The sequence below is a fragment of the Escherichia sp. MOD1-EC7011 genome, from assembly GCF_002965005.1.
GTDB classification, from domain to species: domain Bacteria; phylum Pseudomonadota; class Gammaproteobacteria; order Enterobacterales; family Enterobacteriaceae; genus Escherichia; species Escherichia ruysiae.
Genome location: NZ_PTRD01000047.1, coordinates 20109 through 43025, shown reverse-complemented (window position 1 = coordinate 43025; position 22917 = coordinate 20109). Strand labels below are relative to the sequence as shown.

15 protein-coding genes and 2 pseudogenes are annotated in these 22917 nt (G+C 50.6%); 8 read left to right on the top strand and 9 right to left on the bottom strand.

Features of this window, described 5'->3' with window-relative positions; translation table 11 throughout:
* Nucleotides 1-22: 22 nt before the first annotated feature.
* The 6 genes from mqo to ompC form a co-directional block, all read right to left on the bottom strand.
* Nucleotides 23-1669 (bottom strand): malate dehydrogenase (quinone), encoded by a 1647-nt coding sequence (mqo, locus tag A7098_RS20710; RefSeq protein ID WP_000758076.1) that lies wholly within the window; start codon nucleotides 1667-1669, stop codon nucleotides 23-25.
* Between the two features lie 217 nt (nucleotides 1670-1886).
* Complete coding sequence (yojI, locus tag A7098_RS20705; RefSeq protein ID WP_105281380.1) at nucleotides 1887-3530, bottom strand: microcin J25 efflux ABC transporter YojI; 1644 nt, start codon at nucleotides 3528-3530, stop codon at nucleotides 1887-1889.
* A gap of 75 nt (nucleotides 3531-3605) precedes the next feature.
* Nucleotides 3606-4256, bottom strand: coding sequence for a DNA oxidative demethylase AlkB (gene alkB, locus A7098_RS20700; protein ID WP_105281379.1), 651 nt, complete (start codon nucleotides 4254-4256; stop codon nucleotides 3606-3608).
* Nucleotides 4256-5320 (bottom strand): bifunctional DNA-binding transcriptional regulator/O6-methylguanine-DNA methyltransferase Ada, encoded by a 1065-nt coding sequence (gene ada, locus A7098_RS20695; protein WP_105281378.1) that lies wholly within the window; start codon nucleotides 5318-5320, stop codon nucleotides 4256-4258. The genes alkB and ada overlap by 1 nt, the downstream gene beginning before the upstream one ends.
* A 73-nt stretch (nucleotides 5321-5393) precedes the next feature.
* On the bottom strand, nucleotides 5394-6449 hold the full coding sequence (apbE, locus tag A7098_RS20690) for an FAD:protein FMN transferase ApbE (protein WP_105281377.1): 1056 nt from the start codon (nucleotides 6447-6449) through the stop codon (nucleotides 5394-5396).
* A gap of 111 nt (nucleotides 6450-6560) precedes the next feature.
* Complete coding sequence (gene ompC / locus A7098_RS20685) at nucleotides 6561-7667, bottom strand: porin OmpC (RefSeq protein ID WP_105281376.1); 1107 nt, start codon at nucleotides 7665-7667, stop codon at nucleotides 6561-6563.
* A gap of 737 nt (nucleotides 7668-8404) precedes the next feature.
* Here ompC and rcsD point away from each other — a divergent pair.
* Entirely contained in the window at nucleotides 8405-11077 is a 2673-nt protein-coding gene (gene rcsD, locus A7098_RS20680) for a phosphotransferase RcsD (protein ID WP_105281375.1), read from the top strand.
* 16 nt (nucleotides 11078-11093) lie between these two features.
* Nucleotides 11094-11744 carry a response regulator transcription factor RcsB gene (rcsB, locus tag A7098_RS20675; protein ID WP_001516743.1) on the top strand — a complete coding sequence of 217 codons (651 nt, stop codon included), beginning with the start codon at nucleotides 11094-11096 and terminating at the stop codon, nucleotides 11742-11744.
* Between the two features lie 147 nt (nucleotides 11745-11891).
* Here the strand turns inward: rcsB and rcsC are convergent, their stop codons facing one another.
* Nucleotides 11892-14741 carry a two-component system sensor histidine kinase RcsC gene (gene rcsC / locus A7098_RS20670; RefSeq protein ID WP_032225735.1) on the bottom strand — a complete coding sequence of 950 codons (2850 nt, stop codon included), beginning with the start codon at nucleotides 14739-14741 and terminating at the stop codon, nucleotides 11892-11894.
* A 166-nt stretch (nucleotides 14742-14907) separates the two neighbouring features.
* Between rcsC and atoS the strand changes: the two genes are divergently transcribed.
* The 6 genes from atoS to atoB all read left to right on the top strand — a co-directional run bounded on the left by atoS (nucleotide 14908) and on the right by atoB (nucleotide 22157).
* On the top strand, nucleotides 14908-16734 hold the full coding sequence (gene atoS, locus A7098_RS20665) for a two-component system sensor histidine kinase AtoS (RefSeq protein ID WP_105281374.1): 1827 nt from the start codon (nucleotides 14908-14910) through the stop codon (nucleotides 16732-16734).
* Nucleotides 16731-18116 carry an acetoacetate metabolism transcriptional regulator AtoC gene (gene atoC / locus A7098_RS20660; RefSeq protein ID WP_000125304.1) on the top strand — a complete coding sequence of 462 codons (1386 nt, stop codon included), beginning with the start codon at nucleotides 16731-16733 and terminating at the stop codon, nucleotides 18114-18116. The genes atoS and atoC overlap by 4 nt, the downstream gene beginning before the upstream one ends.
* A 194-nt stretch (nucleotides 18117-18310) precedes the next feature.
* A complete protein-coding gene (gene atoD, locus A7098_RS20655; RefSeq protein WP_000850523.1) occupies nucleotides 18311-18973 on the top strand; it encodes an acetate CoA-transferase subunit alpha in 663 nt (220 codons plus the stop codon).
* Complete coding sequence (gene atoA, locus A7098_RS20650) at nucleotides 18973-19623, top strand: acetate CoA-transferase subunit beta (protein ID WP_000339060.1); 651 nt, start codon at nucleotides 18973-18975, stop codon at nucleotides 19621-19623. Before atoD ends, atoA begins: the two co-directional genes overlap by 1 nt.
* Nucleotides 19620-20942, top strand: coding sequence for a TIGR00366 family protein (locus A7098_RS20645; protein ID WP_000580275.1), 1323 nt, complete (start codon nucleotides 19620-19622; stop codon nucleotides 20940-20942). Before atoA ends, A7098_RS20645 begins: the two co-directional genes overlap by 4 nt.
* A 30-nt stretch (nucleotides 20943-20972) precedes the next feature.
* On the top strand, nucleotides 20973-22157 hold the full coding sequence (gene atoB / locus A7098_RS20640; RefSeq protein WP_000786558.1) for an acetyl-CoA acetyltransferase: 1185 nt from the start codon (nucleotides 20973-20975) through the stop codon (nucleotides 22155-22157).
* A 73-nt stretch (nucleotides 22158-22230) separates the two neighbouring features.
* On the opposite strand, the pseudogene A7098_RS20635 reads toward atoB, so the two are convergent.
* Both A7098_RS20635 and A7098_RS24315 read right to left on the bottom strand, forming a co-directional pair.
* Nucleotides 22231-22680 (bottom strand): annotated as a pseudogene (locus A7098_RS20635) (YfaP family protein); the annotation flags it as partial.
* A pseudogene (locus A7098_RS24315) lies at nucleotides 22671-22772 on the bottom strand (hypothetical protein); the annotation flags it as partial. The pseudogenes A7098_RS24315 and A7098_RS20635, both read right to left, overlap by 10 nt.
* Nucleotides 22773-22917: the final 145 nt, after the last annotated feature.

The window sequence follows — 22917 nt, the reverse complement described above, 5'->3', positions numbered from 1 at the left end:
CCATGCCGGATGTGGCACATCATTACAACGCAATATCCGCCACTTCTTTTTGAACGGGTTGCGGTTTCAACTGCGGTTTCGGCGTACTGTCTGCCGCCTGCGGCTTATCGTATTTCAGCCCCAGCACTTCGCTGGTGTACTGCAACTCGCGTTCTGTTGCCGCCACATCGCCGTTCAGCTTACGGCCATAAGACGGAACGATCGCTTTCAACGTGGCCTGCCATTGCGGGCTGGAAACACGATCACCAAATACTTTTTCCAGCAGATTCAACATAATCGGCGCGGCAGTTGACGCCCCCGGAGATGCCCCCAGCAGCGCGGCAATGGTTCCTTGCTGGTCGCTGACCACTTCTGTACCCAGACGCAGCACGCCGCCTTTCTCGGCATCGCGTTTGATAATCTGCACACGCTGTCCTGCTTGCCACAAACGCCAGTCCTCTTTTTTCGCCTGCGGATAGTACTCTTTCAACGCTTCAAAACGATCCTCTTCACTCAACATCACCTGACTTACCAGATATTTCACCAGATCGAAATTATCCAGCCCGACGTGCATCATCGGCATCACGTTAGAGGTGGTGGTGGAACTCATCAGATCCCACAGTGAACCGTTTTTGAGGAATTTGGTTGAGAAGGTGGCAAATGGCCCAAACAGCACTACGCGTTTACCGTCCAGCACACGGGTATCGATATGCGGAACCGACATTGGCGGTGCGCCAACGGAGGCTTTCCCATAGACCTTCGCCAGATGATGGTTAACCACGTCCGGGTTTTCCGAAACAAGGAACTGCCCACCAACCGGGAAACCAGCGTAGTCTTTCGCTTCCGGAATACCCGATTCCTGTAACAGCTTCAGCGCCGCACCGCCCGCGCCGATAAAGACAAATTTCGCGCGGATGTTCTGTGCAGTGCCATTTTTCAGATCGGCAACGGTGACGGTCCAGGTGTTATCGTCATTACGTTTGAGGGCGCGGACTTCACTGCTGAGTTGCAGCGAGAAGTTAGATTTCTTCTGCAAGGAAGCAATTAACTGGCGGGTGATCTCGCCGTAGTTCACATCAGTGCCGATTTCTGTGCGTGTAGCCGCCACTTTCTGCTGCGGATCGCGCCCTTCCATCACTAACGGAGCCCACTCTTTGATTTGCGCGTGATCTTCAGAGTAACGCATACCGCGAAACAGCGAACTTTGTTGCAATGCCGCATAGCGGGCACGCAGGAAATTGACGTTATCTTCGCCCCAGACAAAGCTCATGTGCGGAACGGTATTGATAAATGAACGCGGAGTACGCAGCACGCCGCGCTCGACCTGGTGCGCCCAGAACTGGCGGGAAATCTGGAATGCTTCATTAATGGCGACTGCTTTTTCAATACTGATGCTGCCATCGGCGTTTTGCGGGGTGTAATTGAGTTCCATCAGCGCAGAATGCCCCGTTCCGGCGTTGTTCCAGCCGTTCGAACTCTCCTGCGCGACACCCTCCAGGCGCTCTACCATGGTCATCGACCACTCTGGCTCCAGCTCGCGTAAATAAGTCCCCAATGTGGCGCTCATAATGCCGCCGCCAATCAACAGTACATCAGTTTCCTGCTCCTCGGACGCTTTCGCTTTTGCCGCCATCGAAACGGCATTAAGCCCCACGGCCATCGAGAAGAGCATGGCAGTCACTTTTTTCATCTTGTTAATGCCTTACTTTTAGTCGCTTTATTGCAGGTGAGATTTGCGCGGCATCAACGGTAACACTTAAGTAACAACATTTAAATAATGTTTATAAATTATATTCTAATTTTAGAAACATTATAATTTCGTTGATTAATTATAGGGTTATTAGAAATGAAGGGATTTTTAGAATATTGACCTGGCGGCAGCGAGCCGCCAGGTCAGCGTCAAAATATTATGCCGTCCGGGCAACAGCATCACGCGAAGCAGCATCGCGCTCTTCGCCCGTCAGTTCGCTAAGTTGCCCATTGCGCATCTCCAGCAGGCGGTCGGCGTGGATAAAGTAATGGTCATCATGGCTGATGGCGAAAATAGTTTTTCCCATCTCCTGCATCAGCGGTAGCAGCACCTGATAAAACTCACGGCGGAAGTGTGGGTCTTGATCCGCCGCCCATTCATCCAGCAGGATAATATCGCGTTCTTCTGCCAGCGCCAGCAACAGCGCCACGCGTTTTTTCTGCCCTTTTGATAACTTCAGGTTAACAATACGCCCGTTACTTAACTCCAGCTTATGAGCCATTTTCAACTGCGCCAGCCACTTCTCAACCAGTTGCGGATTAGCAGGTTTACCCTCCGGCCCCAGCAGTTGATCAAACAGCCAGACATCGGTAAACACGGCCGAAAACAGTTTGCGATAATCTTCCGGTTTTTCGCCGCTGATGGGTTTACCATCCAGCAAAATTTCACCGCTTTGCGGCTGATACAACCCCGTCAGCAACATCGCCAGCGTCGATTTTCCGCTACCGTTGCCACCAATCAGAAACAACAGTTCGCCACGTTTAATGGTGAGGTTGAGTGGGCCAACGGAAAACGCGTTGTCCTGATAACTAAACGTCACGTTACGTAGCTCCAGCGTTTGCCAGTCAGGAAACGCCTGCGGGCGTGGAAACTCCGCTTTGAAAGGCGCGAGCGCGAATTTGTTCAGCTTGTTAAACGCCACCTGAGCCGTCAGCAGCGTCGGTAATGCGCCAACCGCAGAAAGCAGCGGCGTGCGCAGGAATAACAACGTCAGCGAATAGGTCGCGGCAACGTTGGTATCAGCCCAACCGAGACTGTTCGCCATCCAGAACACCAGGCCGATAGCACCCAGCATCATGATGTTTGACCAGTTCACAGCACTAAGATGGAAGGTGTCTGCGCGGATAATATGATGGCGATACTCTTGCGCATCAGGAATGTAGAGGTTGTTAAACACATACTCAGCGCGTTCACGGTTCAGGGTCAGCTCTTTGCGCCCTTCCAGAACGGTTTGAAAATCCGTGTACAGCTTGTCTTCGGTTTCACGCAGGGTCGCCATATGTTTGTATACCCGCGCCACCAGCACAAAACCGCCCCAGATGGTGACCGCCATCCAGATTGCCGTTACCAGCAACATTTTGCCCGACAGCATCCACAAATACGCCGCTGAACCGATAGTGAGAATGATCCCCTGCACCAGTTCCGGCAAACGAACAAAAGCAATGGTGATATTGCGCACATCGCTGGTTAACCCCGCCAGCAATGAGGCGCTACCGAGTTGTTCGATACGCTCAACGTGGGTATCCATAATCCGCTTGATAAATTCGCTACGCAGTCGGTAAACGAAGTGGTGCCCCAGCGTAGTAAGTGCCAGTTGCGATCCCAGCGTCACTGCCATTAGCAACAGCAATAAACCCAGAAACTCCGGCAGCACCAGTAGACTGTTATCCGCCGTTTCGATAAGGCGCTGATTGATAAAAGCAATTAAGCCAATGCCTAATGCCGCACTGGCGAGGCTTAGCGCCATCACACTGATAAATGGCCAGCGATACTGCCGCCAGACAAGTACAAGAAGTTCCATGCAGAAAACCCGGACAATGAATTACAGCCCGCAGTTTAAACATCTCCGCGCTCACAGCAATAATAATTCTTATTTTTATTCTTTTTTACCTGCCTGACGGAATGTCAGATTGTAGCGGCAGTCGGCGGTGAGTGGATGAAAGCCCGCTTTGAGTGGTTGAATGCCGTGATAAAACAGCCGCGATTCACCGCCCCAAACCACCACGTCGCCATGCTCCAGCAACAGTCGTTTTAGCGGATCATTACGTTTGAGGCCACCAAATTGAAAAATCGCGGGTAAGCCCAGAGAAACAGAAACAATCGGTGCGCGCAGATCCGGTTCGTCTTTATCCTGATGTAACGACAGTTTCGCGCCAGGGGCATAGCGGTTGATAAGACAAGCATCTGGCTGGAAATCTGGATAGCCCGCCGCCGTAGCCGCACGTTGACATAAATTATGAAAACTCTGCGGCATGGCGGGCCACGGTTTATTTGTTTGCGGATCAATGGGCGAATAGAGATAACCCTGCCGATTGGTGGTCCAGCCCAGACGCCCGCAGTTGGTCATCGCCACCGACATGGTATATCCGCCGGGTGTGACCATCTGGCGAAACGGTGACTGGCGGGCGACATTGCTGATTCCCTGCATCAGTTGCTCCGCAGTATTAAAGGCAAAACGGCGCAGGATCACCGCACCAGGTGCCAGGGGTTCTTGCCACGGTTCAGCGTTAGCAAACAGATCCAACATTATTTTTCCTCGTTTTCAGCTTCACGGCGTAGCAACTGTGCTTTACGCGAAACACCCCAGCGGTAACCGGAAAGTGTGCCATCACCACGTACCACCCGATGACAAGGTATAACGATCGCTAACTTATTGGCGGCGCAGGCACTTGCCACGGCACGTACCGCTTTCGGTTTGCCGATGGTGTTTGCCAGTTGCTGATAACTCACAGTTTCACCGCAAGGAATGGTACGCAGCGCCTGCCAGACTTGCTGTTGAAAAGCGGTGCCGCGAATATCCAGCGGCAACGTCAGCAGCGTATCGCGCTGATTGAGGCTGGCGATCACTTCGCGTAGGCGTTGCTGAAATTCCTCACCCGCCGGTTCGTCGCTGGCAGCGGGAAACATCTGCCGCAGTTCACTGATTAACGTCGCGTCATCATCACCCAGTAATATCGCGCAAATCCCCCGCTCGCTTTCTGCCACCAGGCAACGACCCAGCTCACAATCAGCCAGCGCATAACGCACAGCCAGGCTTTCGCCACCGTGACGAAACTGTTTAGCCGTCATGCCCAGCGTTTCATCGGCTTTACGGTAGTAACTGCTGCCGTCGGGGAATCCGGCATTGAGAATCGCCTGAGTCACGCTTTCCCCTTTTGCCAGAGATTCCCGTAAACGACGAGCGCGCCAGGCCTGTTGCCAGGCTTTAGGCGTCATTCCGGTCGTCGCTTTAAACAATCGATGCAAATGGAACGGACTCATCGCCACCTGGTCGGCTAAGGCTTCCAGCGTTACAGGCGTTTCCTGTTCCAGCAGTCGGCAGGCGTGGGTAATTTTATCAAGGCGATGTTGCTGGGGATTGGCTTTGTCTGGCTGACAACGTTTGCAGGGGCGAAAGCCAGCGGCAAGCGCCTCGCTGGCATCCGTATAGAAAGAAACGTTTTCCCGCAAGGCATGTCTGGCGCGGCAAGACGGACGGCAAAAGATGCCCGTGGTGCGCACGGCGAAGACAAATTCGCCGTCGGCGTTCGGGTCGCGGGCTAAGACAGATTGCCAGCGTTGATCATCAGTTAAGCGTGTGGCGTTTTTCATCATCAGCTCCCTGGTTAAGGATAGCCTTTAGTCTGCCCGGTCACCATCGCGCAAAAACCAACAATCTTGCGCTTTAATTTTTTTCGCTAATAAGGAAGCTTTTAAACTGCGGCGACATCCAGGTTTTAAAGCTATCGCCCACTTTGGTGATCATATAGACCGCCAGCCCTTCCCGACGAACGACTTCTTTGGCTTTCTCCGGCCCGAGCACCATCAAACCTGTATCCCAGGCATCGGCTTCCAGCGCCGTCGGGGCAATCACCGTCACGGAGACCAGATTGTGTTCAATGGGACGCCCGGTTTGCGGATCGATAACATGGGAAAGGCGTTTGCCGTCCAGTTCGTAATAGTTGCGATAGCTGCCGGAGGTGCTAATCCCGTGACCGTTGATATCCACCACGGCCTGAACCGCGTTCTCTTTATCGGTCGGTTTTTGGATCGCCACCCGCCACGGCTGCCCTTCGCCGTTCATGCCACGGCTGTTCAGCGCGCCCCCCACCGACACCAGATAGCGGGAAATACCTTCCTGCTCCATTAAGCGTGCCAGATGATCTGCCGCATAACCTTCGCCGACGGTGGAGAGATCGACATATAAATCCGGCAGATCTTTTTGCAGATATTGCTGATGCGACTGATTAATGACCGTCAGGTGCTGTAAACCCGTTTTGGCTTTCATCGCGTCGATCTGTTCCTGGTTCGGGATTTGTACCGGCTGTTGTTCCGGGCCAAAGCCCCACAGATTCACCAGCGGCCCGACAGTAATATCCATCGCGCCATCGGTTTTGGCGCCAATGCGCAGCGAGGTGGTGATGATATCGGCCATCGCTTCACTTACCGGCCACGGTGACAAACTTTTCGAATCGTTAAAGCGCATCAGCGCGGAGTCTTTTTTATAGGTCGAAAGCAGCTGATCGTCGGCGTTCAGCTGGGTCTGAATCTTCTCTTTAAGTTCAGCACTGCGTTTGGCGTCAATGCCAGGGATGCTGGCACGCCAGAAGGTTCCCATCGTTTTGCCTTCAAGAACGGTAACTTCAGTAGCGTGGGATTTGGCGGGTTGTGTTTTTTGATCGCAACCAACAAAGAAGAGCGCGGCAGCCAGCAATGCCACGCGGGTAAAGCTTATTTCCATACGTGATTATCCTCATGCGAACGGTCGCAAGAGTACACCAAAAAACTGCGTTTGTACGCTGAAAACAATGAAAAAAGGGCCCGCAGGCCCTTTGTTCGATATAAATCGAGATTAGAACTGGTAAACCAGACCCAGAGCTACGATGTCATCAGTGTTGATGCCAGCAGCGCGGGTGAACTGGTTGTCGTCCAGCAGGTTGATTTTGTAGTCAACGTAGGTGGACATGTTTTTGTTGAAGTAGTAGGTAGCACCAACATCAACATATTTCAGGATATCTTCGTCGTCGTAGTTACGACCAGCAACGACACCCAGGTTTTTACCTTTAGACTGCAGGTATGCTACAGACGGACGCAGACCGAAGTCGAACTGGTACTGAGCAACAGCTTCGAAGTTCTGTGCTTTGTTCGCCCAACCCAGGGAACCTACGCGAGTTGCGTTGTAGGTCTGGGTGTACTGAGCAGCCAGGTAGATGTTGTTAGCGTCGTATTTCAGACCACCGGTGTAGGTTTCAGCACGGTCGCCGTTACCGATGTACAGCGGGCTGTTCTGATCATCAGTACGTTTGGAGCTGGAAACTGCAGCACCGATACCGAAGCCTTCGTAATCATAAGTGATAGAACCGCCAACGCCGTCGCCGTTCTGACGCAGAGCACCACGACCGTTGTTGGTCATGCCTTCGCCGCTTACGCTGCCGTTTTTACCCTGGTACTGAACAGCAAAGTTCAGACCGTCAACCAGACCGAAGAAGTCGGTGTTACGGTAGGTCGCGAAGCCGTTACCACGCTGCTGCATGAAGTTGTCAGAACCGTAAGTGTCGCCACCGAATTCTGGCAGTACGTCGGTCCAGGAAGTTACGTCGTAAACAACGCCGTAGTTACGACCGTAGTCGAAAGAACCAACGTCCTGGAATTTCAGACCAGCGAATGCTACACGGGTCCAGGAGTTTTCTTTGTTGTCTTCAGAGGTATTGCCCTGGATCTGATATTCCCACTGGCCGTAACCGGTCAGCTGGTCAGTAACCTGAGTTTCGCCTTTGAAACCAAGACGTACATAGGTCTGGTCGCCGTCTTCTGACTTGTTGTCAGAGAAATAGTGCAGGCCGTCTACTTTACCGTACAGATCTAATTTGTTGCCGTCTTTGTTGTAAACTTCAGCAGCGTTTGCTGCGCCTGCTACCAGCAGAGCTGGGACCAGGAGGGACAGTACTTTAACTTTCATGTTATTAACCCTCTGTTATATGCCTTTATTTGCTTTTTTATGCCACTGCATACTGATTAACCCTCATTAATCAGTCGGCAAGTCCATTCTCCCCAAAAATGCAGAATAATCCAACACGAATATGATACTAAAACTTTTAAGATGTTTCATTTGTCGCTATAGATGTTTCAAAATGTAAATATGATGGAACTTTTTAAGATTCTTGATGATTGGCGAAATAAGCACCTAACATCAAGCAATAATAATTCAAGGTTAAAATCAATAACTTATTCTTAAGTACTTGATAGCACTGAATGCCAAAACAAAATCTTCACTCGCAACTAAAATATGTCTCGCTATCATCATTAACTTTATTTATTACCGTCATTCATTTCTGAATGTCTGTTTACCCCTATTTCAACCGGATGCCTCGCATCCGGTTTTTTTTACCCTTCTTTACACAACTTTTATTTTTTTGTACTACCGCTGGAAAATTATAACGATTGTTAATAATTCACAAAAAATTAACAAGATATAATTCCCGCCATCTTTTCTTTATCCGTAATTAATTTCGCTCTTCTTTTTTGCAGATTATTTGTACAGCAGAATGCGGTGTGTACATCTATTTCTCATCTGGCAGAACGAGACATATCGTTGAGGAAGAGAGAATCATCTATCGGGTAATAGTCTGGAATTTCGCACTGTACCCTTTATACTGCCCTATCACTTCGCGAAGTTTTAACAGGTCATAAACACGAATGCGTCAGAAAGAGACAACGGCCACGACCCGCTTTTCACTCCTACCGGGGAGCATTACCCGCTTCTTTTTACTGTTGATCATTGTGTTGCTGGTGATGATGGGTGTAATGGTACAAAGCGCAGTCAACGCCTGGCTGAAAGATAAAAGCTACCAGATTGTCGACATTACTCATGCTATACAAAAGCGCGTCGATACCTGGCGTTACGTGACCTGGCAGATCTACGACAACATCGCTGCAACGACTTCACCTTCCACCAGTGAAAGTTTGCAAGAGACGCGTCTGAAACAGGATGTCTACTATCTGGAAAAACCGCGTCGCAAAACAGAAGCCCTGATCTTTGGTTCTCACGACAACTCAACGCTTGAGATGACCCAACGAATGTCTACTTATCTGGACACATTATGGGGCGCAGAAAATGTACCGTGGTCGATGTATTATCTGAACGGTCAGGATAACAGCCTGATTCTTATCTCGACCCTGCCGTTAAAAGATCTCACCTCCGGATTTAAAGAATCGACTGTCAGTGACATTGTTGATTCTCGTCGCGCGGAGATGCTGCAGCAGGCTAATGCCCTGGATGAACGTGAAAGTTTTTCTAACCTGCGCCGTCTTGCCTGGCAGAACGGTCATTATTTTACCTTGCGTACAACCTTTAACCAGCCGGGACATCTGGCAACAGTGGTTGCATTTGATCTGCCTATTAATGATTTAATCCCGCCAGGGATGCCGCTGGATAGCTTCCGTCTTGAACCAGAAGCAGGTACTGCGGGTAACAATAATAATGAGAAAGAAGCAACGGATAGCGTCAGCATTAACTTTAATAGTTCGAAGATTGAAATCTCTTCGGCGCTCAACTCCACCGATATGCGGCTGGTCTGGCAGGTTCCTTACGGCACTTTGCTGCTGGATACATTGCAAAATATTCTGCTGCCACTGCTGCTGAATATCGGTTTGCTGGCACTGGCGCTTTTTGGTTACACCACCTTTCGCCATTTCTCCGGGCGCAGCACAGAAAGCGTTCCCAGCACCGCAGTGAATAACGAACTGCGTATTTTGCGAGCAATAAATGAAGAGATTGTGTCACTGCTGCCACTCGGTCTGCTGGTTCACGATCAGGAATCGAATCGCACAGTTATCAGCAATAAGATTGCCGACCATCTGCTGCCGCATTTGAATCTGCAAAACATCACCACCATGGCAGAACAGCATCAGGGGATTATTCAGGCGACCGTCAATAACGAGCTGTATGAAATTCGCATGTTCCGCAGCCAGATAGCGCCGCGTACGCAAATCTTCATCATTCGCGATCAGGATCGCGAGGTGCTGGTGAACAAGAAACTCAAGCAGGCGCAGCGCCTGTATGAGAAAAACCAGCAGGGCCGGATGGCCTTTATGCAAAACATTGGCGATGCGCTGAAAGAACCCGCACGGTCACTGGCGGAGAGTGCGGCTAAACTCAACTCCCCGGAAAGCAAACAACTGGCAAATCAGGCTGATGTGCTGGTGCGCCTGGTCGATGAAATTCAGCTAGCGAATATTCTTGCGGACGATAGCTGGAAGAGCGAGACCGAGCTTTTCTCCGTACAGGATTTAATCGATGAAGTAGTGCCCGCAGTGCTACCAGCAATGAAACGCAAAGGCCTGCAACTGCTGATTAACAATCATCTGAAAGCACACGATATGCGCCGTGGCGATCGCGATGCTTTACGCCGTATTTTGCTGCTGTTGATGCAATATGCCGTCACCTCAACGCAACTGGGGAAAATTACCCTTGAGGTTGATCAGGATGAATCCTCTGACGAACGTCTGACTTTCCGCATTCTTGACACCGGAGATGGTGTAAGCATTCATGAAATGGATAATTTGCACTTCCCGTTCATCAACCAGACCCAAAGCGATCGCTATGGCAAGGCGAACCCGCTGGCATTCTGGTTAAGTGATCAACTAGCGCGAAAACTGGGCGGTCATTTAAATATTAAAACGCGGGACGGGCTTGGCACACGATACTCCGTGCATATAAAAATGCTCCCTGCTACCCCGGACGTTGAAGAGGAAGAAGAACGTTTACTGGATGATGTCACCGTGATGGTGGATATAACTTCCACAGAAATTCGGAATATTGTCACTCGCCAGTTAGAAAATTGGGGTGCAACCTGTATCACACCCGATGAAAGATTAATTAGTCAGGATTATGATATCTTTTTAACGGATAATCCGTCTAATCTTACTGCCTCTGGCTTGCTTTTAAGCGATGATGAGTCTGGCGTACGGGAAATTGGGCCTGGTCAATTGTGCGTCAACTTCAATATGAGCAATGCTATGCAGGAAGCGGTCTTACAATTAATTGAAGTGCAACTGGCGCAGGAAGAGGTGACAGAATCGCCTATGGGTGGAGATGAAAATGCACAACTCCATGCCAGCGGCTATTATGCGCTCTTTGTAGACACAGTACCGGATGATGTTAAGAGGCTGTATACTGAAGCAGCAACCAGTGACTTTGCTGCATTAGCCCAAACGGCTCATCGTCTTAAAGGCGTGTTTGCCATGCTAAATCTGGTACCCGGCAAGCAGTTATGTGAAACGCTGGAACATCTTATTCGCGAGAAGGATGTCCCAGGAACAGAAAAATACATCAGCGACATTGACAGCTATGTCAAGAGCTTGCTGTAGCAAGGTAGCCTATTACATGAACAATATGAACGTAATTATTGCCGATGACCATCCGATAGTACTGTTCGGTATTCGCAAATCACTTGAGCAAATTGAGTGGGTGAATGTTGTCGGCGAATTTGAAGATTCCACAGCACTGATCAACAACCTGCCAAAACTGGATGCGCACGTGTTGATTACCGATCTCTCCATGCCTGGAGATAAATACGGTGACGGGATCACCTTGATCAAATACATCAAGCGTCATTTCCCTAGCCTGTCGATCATTGTTCTGACCATGAACAACAACCCGGCAATTCTTAGCGCGGTACTGGATCTGGATATCGAAGGAATCGTCCTGAAGCAAGGCGCGCCTACTGATCTGCCAAAAGCACTCGCCGCGCTGCAAAAAGGCAAGAAATTTACTCCGGAAAGCGTATCTCGTCTGCTGGAGAAAATCAGCGCCAGTGGTTACGGCGACAAGCGTCTCTCACCTAAAGAGAGTGAAGTACTGCGCCTGTTTGCAGAAGGTTTTCTGGTTACCGAGATTGCTAAAAAGCTCAACCGTAGCATCAAAACCATCAGCAGCCAGAAGAAATCCGCGATGATGAAGTTGGGTGTCGAGAACGATATCGCCCTGCTGAACTATCTCTCTTCTGTGACCTTAAGCCCGGCAGATAAAGAGTAATCTCCCGACAGGCCAGATAAGCACCGACCGCCGGCTGCGGCGTAAACGCCTTATCCGGCCTACAAATCCCAATATTTCAATACATTGCACAAACGTAGGCCTGATAAGACGCGCCAGCGTCGCATCAGGCTTTTACTCCGACCGCTCCTACGATTTCCTCGCTTTCCTGACCCTCTCGGCATACATCGTCAGCGTCTGTTTTATGACATCCAGCGTCACGGGCTTCGACAGACAGCTATCCATACCGGACTCCAGACACCGCTGCTTCTCTTCAGCCAACGCATTGGCAGTCACCCCGATTACCGGCAACGTTAGCCCTAACTGACGAATACGTTGCGTTAACCGGTAACCGTCCATATTCGGCATGTTGACGTCGCTAAGCACGATATCGATATGATTCTTGCTTAGTACATTAAGCGCATCGACGCCATCATTTGCCGTTTTACACTGATAACCCAACGATCCGAGCTGATCGGCTAGTAAGCGACGGTTAATCGGATGATCGTCAACCACCAGAATCATCATGTCGTCATTGCTGGTGGAATCTTTGTCCATCAATGGCAGAACGTTGGCAGGATCATCATTTTCAATTTCTATCCGATAGATACGCGCCAGTAGCACAGGCAGTTCATGCGACGAGGCGACGCTATGCACCCACTCACCGGGCGCTTTCTCCAGCGGAATACCAATATGCCGACGGCAGAACGTCACCACCGCTCTACCCTGCCATTTTTCGCTCAGCGCCTCATCCGTAATCAACACATCTTCTGGTGAGGGTTCCTGACCTTCGTATGTTGTAACGATTACACCACTGCGCTGCAAACTGGTTTCGATAAACTGGCATAGTGACGCATTACGTACCGCCAACCAGCAGCGTTTACCCGTTAATCCTTCGACACCTTTTTTATGTGGATATTGCGCACCATACAGCGGAATACGCACCGTAAACTGGCTTCCCATGCCTGGTTCAGACTCCACCGAGATGTCACCGTCCATCATGCTGATCAATTTTTCACAAATCGCCAGCCCCAGACCGGTTCCCTGGAAGTTACGCTGTACGCCCGTCCCTACCTGGAAGAAGGGATCAAAAAGCCGCACCACTTCTTTCGCCGGAATACCCACGCCAGTATCGCGAACACGAATAGAAAGATAATCACCATCAGCACGGACATGCAGAACAATGCAGCCGGTATCGGTAAATTTAATGGCGTTACTCAACAGATTGGAGATAACCTGCTGTAAACGCATCGGATCGCCGTTTAAAGCTACCGGCACATCCGGTTCAATAAAGCAGTACAAACCAAGCTGCTTTCGCACCACCAGCGGCAAATAGTTGGCGGTGATATGGTTCATCACTTCACGCGGTGAAAACTCACGCGGTTCTATCTTTAACTGTTCCGATTCAATCTTCGAGAAATCGAGAATGTCGCTGATAATTTTCAACAGCAGGCTGGAAGAGTTATTCATTGCCGTCACCAGACGGTCAACGCCTTTCGGCAACTCTTTGGTTTGCAACAGATCCAGGTTACCGATAATGCCATACAGCGGCGTTCGCAACTCGTGGCTGACGGTAGCAAGGAACATCGATTTCGACTGACTCGCCTGTTCTGCTGCCTGCGCCATCTCTTGCAACGACTCTTCCATCTTCACGCGCGAAGAAACATCGACCAGTACGCAAATCGCCACGTTTTCATTACGATAGCGAGAATGAACAAAGCTGATTTGCAGATTAGTATTGTTGCTGGTCAGGACATCGACAAAATTGACCTGCTGCCCGCAGATAATTTGCGTCAGCCGCTGGCGATCCTCATGCGTAAGCATGTTGAGATAGGTATGCGCCAGTTCGTTACTCAAAATATTGACGCCATCAGCGGTGCGCAAAATACAGATCCCCACCGGTGCGGAGGCGACAATCTTGCGATTAAACTGCTCGTGTTCTTCCAGACGCTGGGCGTCACTTTCTGCCGGAATGAAAATACGCCGCTCGTACATCCGCGCGAGGGTGAACAGCGCCGCACCAGCAATCACATTCAGCAAAATAGCGTTAAGTATCAGCATACGAATGCGTTCCAGCACCTGATCTACGGGCACCGAGTAAACAATACTTAACGATGATGGCGGCAGATTTTTCTTCAGCACCAGCTCATGGAAGCCTGGTGTATAACCAAACCAGGAACGTTCCTGCATCCAACGCGGTTCAGCCTCGATTTTGCTTTCTGGTCCGGTCAACGAAATCAGGGTATGACCATTCTCATCAAGGATAGTAACCCCCATCGGTAATGTACCTGGTAAGAAGAAGTTCTCCATCCGAATGGTTTGTTCAACGCCCAGCAAGGCCTGCAAACGGTTCGCCAGATACACCGGCGTCAGCGCGTAAAAATATCCAACGCCAGGACGCGGGCCTTCGCTGATCCAATAAAGGTTGCTGCCGCTGTCATCCTGCGGAGCATTACGATACTTATTGATGCGCTCATGCAGAGCTTTCAGGGCGGTGTCGCGTTCAACCGGCATATCACGCAGGCCAAAGTTTGCCATGCAGAGGTTATCGCTGCCGATCAAAAATACGCGGTTGAGATCGTAAGCTGCAGAGAAATTATCGCGCCAGTAGCGCATAAACCACGCCAGTGACTCCAGAGAGCCACGCCAGGTGTTACTCATCGCGGAACAATCGGAATCAGCAAACAACGGTTCGAACACCGGCACATCCGCTTGCGTTTCTCGCCCACGCGGGGAAAGCACGCCGTTTTCTACAGATAAGCGATTTTCAGCAATGTACTTCAGCTCTTTCATCACGTCAGAAGTGCGCTGAATAAACCGCTGAGCCTGATCGGAACTCAGGTTAAATTCCTGACGAATCTCAGATTCTCGCTGATGCAGGGCATTGACGATGTAAAACACTGATGAAAAAGCAATCAGCAACCAGAGCAATAACGCCAATGCTCTGAACATATAGCGCGAGACTTTCAGGGTTGTGCGAAAAGAAGCAAGGTATTTCAAAGGGGCGAAGCTCCGCCTCAGGTGACCGATGGAGTGTGGTTAAGGTAGCGGTAAAAGCGTGCCACCGCAATGTTCTCTCTTCTCGGTAATATGATACACCGCCGAGAAATCATCACCTTAACCCCCGATAATCGTCATATATCGGACAAGATTGATGGATTTCAGCATGCATTATATGAAGTGGATTTATCCACGCCGCTTACGCAATCAAATGATCCTGATGGCAATCCTGATGGTCATTGTCCCAACGCTTACTATTGGTTATATCGTAGAAACGGAAGGACGTTCAGCAGTCTTATCTGAAAAAGAGAAAAAACTTTCTGCCGTGGTCAACCTGCTTAATCAGGCGCTAGGCGATCGCTACGATCTCTACATCGACTTACCGCGTGAAGAGCGTATCCGCGCATTGAATGCAGAGCTTGCCCCCATTACCGAAAATATTACTCGCGCCTTTCCTGGCATAGGCGCTGGTTATTATAACAAGACGCTGGATGCGATAATCACCTATGCGCCTTCATCGCTATATCAGAATAATGTGGGCGTGACTATTGCTGCGGATCACCCTGGTCGCGAAGTTATGCGTACAAATACCCCTTTGGTTTATTCAGGCAGGCAGGTGCGCGGCGATATTTTGAATTCAATGATCCCCATTGAACGTAATGGTGAAGTCCTCGGTTATATCTGGGCCAATGAATTAACCGAAGATATTCGCCGCCAGGCCTGGAAAATGGATGTGAGGATTATCATTGTACTCACCGCCGGTTTGCTGATAAGCCTGTTGTTGATTGTGCTTTTCTCCCGTCGCCTGAGCGCCAATATAGATATCATCACCGATGGCCTCTCGACTCTGGCGCAAAATATTCCCACTCGATTACCACAATTGCCCGGTGAAATGGGGCAAATCAGTCAGAGTGTTAACAACCTCGCCCAGGCACTGCGTGAAACGCGGACACTTAACGATCTGATTATTGAAAACGCTGCCGATGGCGTCATTGCCATCGACCGCCAGGGTGATGTAACCACCATGAACCCAGCAGCAGAAGTCATCACTGGCTATCAACGTCATGAACTGGTAGGGCAGCCTTACTCCATGTTGTTCGACAATACTCAGTTCTACAGTCCAGTTCTGGATACGCTGGAACATGGCACCGAACACGTGGCGCTGGAAATCAGTTTTCCAGGCCGTGACCGCACCATTGAAATCAGTGTCACTACCAGTCGTATTCATAACACGCATGGTGAAATGATAGGTGCTTTGGTGATTTTCTCTGATTTAACTGCCCGCAAAGAAACCCAACGCCGCATGGCGCAAGCTGAACGCCTCGCCACACTGGGTGAGCTGATGGCTGGCGTGGCGCATGAAGTCCGTAATCCGCTGACGGCTATTCGTGGTTATGTACAGATCTTGCGCCAACAAACCACTGACCCAATACATCAGGAATATCTTTCTGTAGTACTCAAAGAAATCGACTCAATTAACAAAGTCATTCAGCAATTGCTCGATTTTTCACGCCCACGCCACAGTCAATGGCAACAAGTCAGCCTCAATGCATTGGTTGAAGAAACTCTGGTACTGGTGCAAACCGCCGGCGTACAAGCGCGAGTCGACTTCATAAGCGAACTGGACAATGAATTAAGCCCGATTAGTGCCGATCGCGAACTGCTCAAACAGGTACTCCTGAATATCCTGATCAATGCCGTCCAGGCTATCAGTGCACGAGGGAAAATTCGCATTCGAACCTGGCAGTACAGCGACTCACAACTGGCTATTTCGATAGAAGACAACGGCTGTGGCATTGATCTCTCGCTGCAAAAAAAGATCTTCGATCCCTTTTTCACCACCAAAGCCTCAGGAACCGGGCTTGGTCTGGCGTTAAGTCAACGCATCATTAATGCCCATCAGGGGGATATTCGCGTCACCAGTTTGCCGGGCTACGGCGCAACCTTCACCCTTATTTTACCGATCAACCCGCAGGGAAATCAGACTGTATGACCGCTATTAATCGCATCCTTATTGTTGATGATGAAGATAATGTTCGCCGTATGCTGAGCACCGCTTTTGCACTACAAGGATACGAAACACATTGTGCGAACAACGGACGCACCGCATTACACCTGTTTGCCGATATTCACCCCGACGTGGTGTTGATGGATATCCGTATGCCTGAGATGGACGGCATCAAGGCACTAAAGGAGATGCGCAGCCAGGAGACCCGGACACCCGTTATTCTGATGACGGCCTATGCTGAAGTGGAAACCGCCGTCGAAGCACTACGCTGCGGTGCTTTCGACTATGTTATCAAACCGTTTGATCTCGATGAGTTGAATTTAATCGTTCAGCGCGCTTTACAACTCCAGTCAATGAAAAAAGAGATCCGCCATCTGCACCAGGCACTGAGCACCAGTTGGCAATGGGGGCACATTCTCACCAACAGCCCGGCTATGATGGACATCTGCAAAGACACCGCCAAAATAGCCCTTTCTCAGGCCAGCGTCTTGATTAGCGGTGAAAGCGGCACCGGGAAAGAGTTGATTGCCAGAGCGATTCACTACAATTCGCGGCGGGCAAAGGGGCCGTTCATTAAAGTCAACTGCGCGGCGCTGCCGGAATCGTTGCTCGAAAGTGAACTGTTTGGTCATGAAAAAGGTGCATTTACTGGTGCACAAACCTTGCGTCAGGGATTATTTGAACGTGCCAACGAAGGTACTCTGCTCCTCGACGAAATTGGCGAAATGCCGCTGGTACTGCAAGCCAAATTACTACGCATTCTGCAGGAACGGGAATTTGAACGGATTGGCGGCCATCAGACCATAAAAGTTGATATCCGCATCATTGCTGCCACCAACCGCGACTTGCAGGCAATGGTAAAAGAAGGCACCTTCCGTGAAGATCTCTTTTATCGCCTTAACGTTATTCATTTAATACTGCCGCCTCTGCGCGATCGCCGGGAAGATATTTCCCTGTTAGCTAATCACTTTTTGCAAAAATTCAGTAGTGAGAATCAGCGCGATATTATCGACATCGATCCGATGGCAATGTCACTGCTTACCGCCTGGTCATGGCCGGGAAATATTCGAGAGCTTTCCAACGTCATTGAACGCGCCGTCGTAATGAACTCAGGTCCGATCATTTTTTCTGAGGATCTTCCGCCACAGATTCGTCAGCCAGTCTGTAATGCTGGTGAGGCAAAAACAGCCCCTGTCGGTGAGCGTAATTTAAAAGAGGAAATTAAACGCGTCGAAAAACGCATCATTATGGAAGTGCTGGAACAACAGGACGGAAACCGAACCCGCACCGCTTTGATGCTGGGCATCAGTCGCCGTGCATTGATGTATAAACTCCAGGAATACGGTATCGATCCGGCGGATGTATAACACCAAAACTTGCTATGCAGAAATTTGCACAGTGCGCAAATTTCTGCATAGCCAATCATCCTCCTTCTTAATCCCCACCTTATTTATTCTTTTATATTCAATCAGTTAAAAACAACATCAAATATTCTCATTCTGGCACTCCCCTTGCTATTCCCTGACTGTACCCACAACGGTGTATGCAAGAGGGATAAATAATGAAAACAAAATTGATGACATTACAAGACGCCTCCGGCTTCTTTCGTGACGGCATGACCATCATGGTGGGCGGATTTATGGGGATTGGCACTCCATCCCGCCTGGTTGAAGCATTACTGGAATCTGGTGTTCGCGACCTGACATTGATAGCCAATGATACCGCGTTTGTTGATACCGGCATCGGTCCGCTCATCGTCAATGGTCGAGTCCGCAAAGTAATTGCGTCACATATCGGCACCAACCCGGAAACAGGTCGGCGCATGATATCTGGTGAGATGGACGTCGTTCTGGTGCCACAAGGTACGCTAATCGAGCAAATTCGCTGTGGTGGCGCTGGACTTGGTGGTTTTCTCACCCCAACTGGTGTCGGCACCGTCGTAGAGGAAGGCAAACAGACACTGACACTCGACGGTAAAACCTGGCTGCTCGAACGCCCGCTGCGCGCCGACCTGGCGCTAATTCGCGCTCATCGTTGCGACACACTTGGCAACCTGACCTATCAACTTAGCGCCCGCAACTTTAACCCCCTGATTGCCCTTGCGGCTGATATCACGCTGGTAGAGCCAGATGAACTGGTCGAAACCGGCGAGCTGCAACCTGACCATATTGTCACCCCTGGTGCCGTTATCGACCACATCATCGTTTCACAGGAGAGCAAATAATGGATGCGAAACAACGTATTGCACGCCGTGTGGCACAAGAGCTTCGTGATGGTGACATCGTGAATCTGGGCATTGGTCTGCCGACGATGGTCGCCAACTATTTGCCAGAAGGCATTCATATCACTCTGCAATCGGAAAACGGCTTCCTCGGTTTAGGCCCGGTCACGACAGCGCATCCCGATCTGGTGAACGCTGGCGGACAGCCATGTGGTGTTTTGCCTGGTGCAGCCATGTTTGACAGCGCCATGTCATTTGCGCTGATCCGTGGCGGTCATATTGATGCCTGCGTGCTCGGTGGTTTGCAGGTAGACGAAGAAGCCAACCTCGCGAACTGGGTAGTGCCTGGAAAAATGGTGCCCGGTATGGGTGGCGCGATGGATCTGGTGACCGGGGCCCGCAAAGTGATCATTGCCATGGAACATTGCGCCAAAGATGGTTCACCGAAAATTTTGCGCCGCTGCACCATGCCGCTTACTGCGCAACACGCAGTGCATATGCTGGTCACTGAACTGGCTGTCTTTCGTTTCATTGACGGCAAAATGTGGCTCACCGAAATTGCCGACGGGTGTGATTTAGCCACCGTGCGTGCCAAAACCGAAGCTCAGTTTGAAGTAGCCGCCGATCTGAATACGCAACGGGGTGATTTATGATTGGTCGCATCTCGCGTTTTATGACGCGTTTTGTCAGCCGGTGGCTTCCCGATCCTCTGATCTTTGCCATGTTGCTGACGTTGCTAACGTTCGTGATCGCGCTTTGGTTAACACCACAAACGCCGATCAGCATGGTGAAAATGTGGGGTGACGGTTTCTGGAACTTGCTGGCGTTCGGTATGCAGATGGCGCTGATCATCGTTACCGGTCATGCCCTTGCCAGCTCTGCTCCAGTGAAAAGCTTGCTGCGGACTGCCGCCTCCGCCGCAAAGACGCCCGTACAGGGCGTCATGCTGGTCACGTTCTTCGGTTCCGTCGCTTGTGTCATCAACTGGGGATTTGGTCTGGTTGTCGGCGCAATGTTCGCCCGTGAAGTCGCCCGGCGAGTACCTGGCTCTGATTATCCGTTGCTCATTGCCTGCGCCTACATTGGTTTTCTCACCTGGGGTGGCGGCTTCTCTGGCTCAATGCCTCTGTTGGCTGCAACACCGGGCAACCCGGTTGAGCATATCGCCGGGCTTATCCCGGTGGGCGATACTCTGTTCAGTGGTTTTAACATTTTCATCACTGTGGCATTGATTGTGGTGATGCCATTTATCACCCGCATGATGATGCCAAAACCGTCTGACGTGGTGAGTATCGATCCGAAACTACTCATGGAAGAGGCTGATTTTCAGAAGCAGCTACCGAAAGATGCTCCACCGTCCGAGCGACTGGAAGAAAGCCGCATTCTGACGTTGATCATCGGCGCACTCGGTATCGCTTACCTGGCAATGTACTTCAGCGAACATGGCTTCAACATCACCATCAATACCGTCAACCTGATGTTTATGATTGCGGGTCTGCTGCTACATAAAACGCCAATGGCTTATATGCGAGCTATCAGCGCGGCAGCACGCAGTACCGCCGGTATTCTGGTGCAATTCCCCTTCTACGCCGGGATCCAACTGATGATGGAGCACTCCGGTCTGGGCGGACTCATTACCGAATTCTTTATCAATGTTGCGAACAAAGACACCTTCCCGGTAATGACCTTCTTTAGTTCTGCACTGATTAACTTCGCCGTTCCGTCTGGTGGCGGTCACTGGGTTATTCAGGGACCTTTCGTGATACCCGCAGCCCAGGCGCTGGGCGCTGATCTCGGTAAATCGGTAATGGCAATCGCCTACGGCGAGCAATGGATGAACATGGCACAACCGTTCTGGGCGCTGCCAGCACTGGCAATCGCCGGGCTCGGTGTCCGCGACATCATGGGCTATTGCATCACTGCCCTGCTCTTCTCCGGCGTCATTTTCGTCATTGGTTTAACGCTGTTCTGACGGCAACTCTACAGACAGAAGGAATATAAAATGAAAAATTGTGTCATCGTCAGTGCGGTACGTACTGCCATCGGTAGTTTTAATGGTTCACTCGCCTCCACCAGCGCCATCGATCTGGGGGCAACAGTAATTCAGGCCGCCATTGAACGCGCAAAACTCGATTCACAACACGTCGATGAAGTGATTATGGGTAACGTATTGCAGGCCGGGCTGGGGCAAAATCCGGCTCGTCAGGCACTGCTAAAAAGCGGACTGGCAGAAACGGTGTGCGGATTTACGGTCAACAAAGTATGTGGTTCTGGTCTGAAAAGCGTGGCGCTTGCCGCCCAGGCAATTCAGGCCGGTCAGGCACAGAGCATCGTAGCGGGTGGAATGGAGAACATGAGTTTAGCGCCCTATTTACTCGATGCAAAAGCACGCTCTGGTTATCGTCTTGGAGACGGACAGGTTTATGACGTGATCCTGCGCGATGGCCTGATGTGCGCCACTCACGGTTATCATATGGGTATTACCGCCGAGAACGTTGCCAAAGAGTACGGAATTACCCGTGAAATGCAGGATGAACTGGCGCTACATTCACAGCGTAAAGCGGCAGCAGCCATTGAGTCCGGTGCTTTTACCGCCGAAATTGTCCCGGTAAATGTTGTCACACGGAAGAAAAACATCGTCTTCGATCGCGATGAATTCCCGAAAGTAGATTCTACTGCAGAAGCTCTTGCTGCATTGCGCCCGGCCTTCGACAAAGCCGGAACGGTCACCGCCGGGAACGCGTCTGGCATTAACGATGGGGCTGCCGCACTGGTGATTATGGAAGAATCTGCGGCGCTGGCGGCAGGCCTAAAACCACTGGCACGCATTAAAAGCTATGCCAGCGGTGGCGTGCCCCCTGCATTGATGGGTATGGGGCCAGTACCTGCCACGCAAAAAGCGTTACAACTGGCGGGGCTGCAACTGGCAGACATTGATCTCATCGAAGCCAATGAAGCATTTGCCGCGCAGTTCCTTGCCGTTGGGAAAACCCTGGGCTTTGATCCTGAGAAAGTGAATGTCAACGGCGGAGCCATCGCGCTGGGGCATCCTATCGGCGCCAGCGGTGCACGTATTCTGGTCACACTATTACATGCAATGCAGGCTCGCGATAAAACGCTGGGTCTGGCGACGCTGTGCATTGGCGGCGGTCAGGGAATTGCGATGGTGATTGAACGATTGAATTAACGAACAAAAACGCCCGATAGCGAAAGTCATCGGGCGTTTTCTTAAACATCGACAGTGAAAGTAACCTCATTAATTACCAGTCAAAACTTTTCACCAGCGTCAGCTCGCCAGCATTACGCATCGGTACAATAAATGTTTCCTGTTTCTCATTGACCGATCCTTCATCGGTGATCAGCGTCAGTTGGGCGGTGGTTAATTCCGTTTCGCTGCGTCCGCCATAGTAGTTGATATACACCTGATAACGCCCGTGAACTGGCGCTGGCATGGCGAAAATCTCGGGTCCGTACCCCGTCGTGACATCCATATCCAGTGCGCCACTGTTTTTCAGCACCGTGTTACCGTACCAGGCGTGTTCGCCATCAGGCGTAACGACATGAAGATCGAGGTCGGTATTATCCGTATCCCACGAGAGAACCAGCCGTAAACGTGCGCGAATCGTTCCTGTACCCGGCGTTGAGTAAAACTGCATTTTTTGTCGGCTTTGCCCATCCGGGCTGATGACCTGCACACTGTTGCTGCCTTCAATGCCCTGACGCCAGCGGAAAGTAGGGCTATTGCACCAAAACGTACAAGGCCATAAAACCGCCAGCCTTTCGCCTTTTTTTCACCACTCATTGCCACATTCCTTGTGTAAAGCCAGCCATTTTTTATGGGCGATGCACAACTTTATCGCGCCCTAATACGACAAAAGCCCAGACTTTGCAGCCTGGACTTTTCAATTTAAAAAAGGGAGATGGCTCCCTTTTGACATGAAGAAATA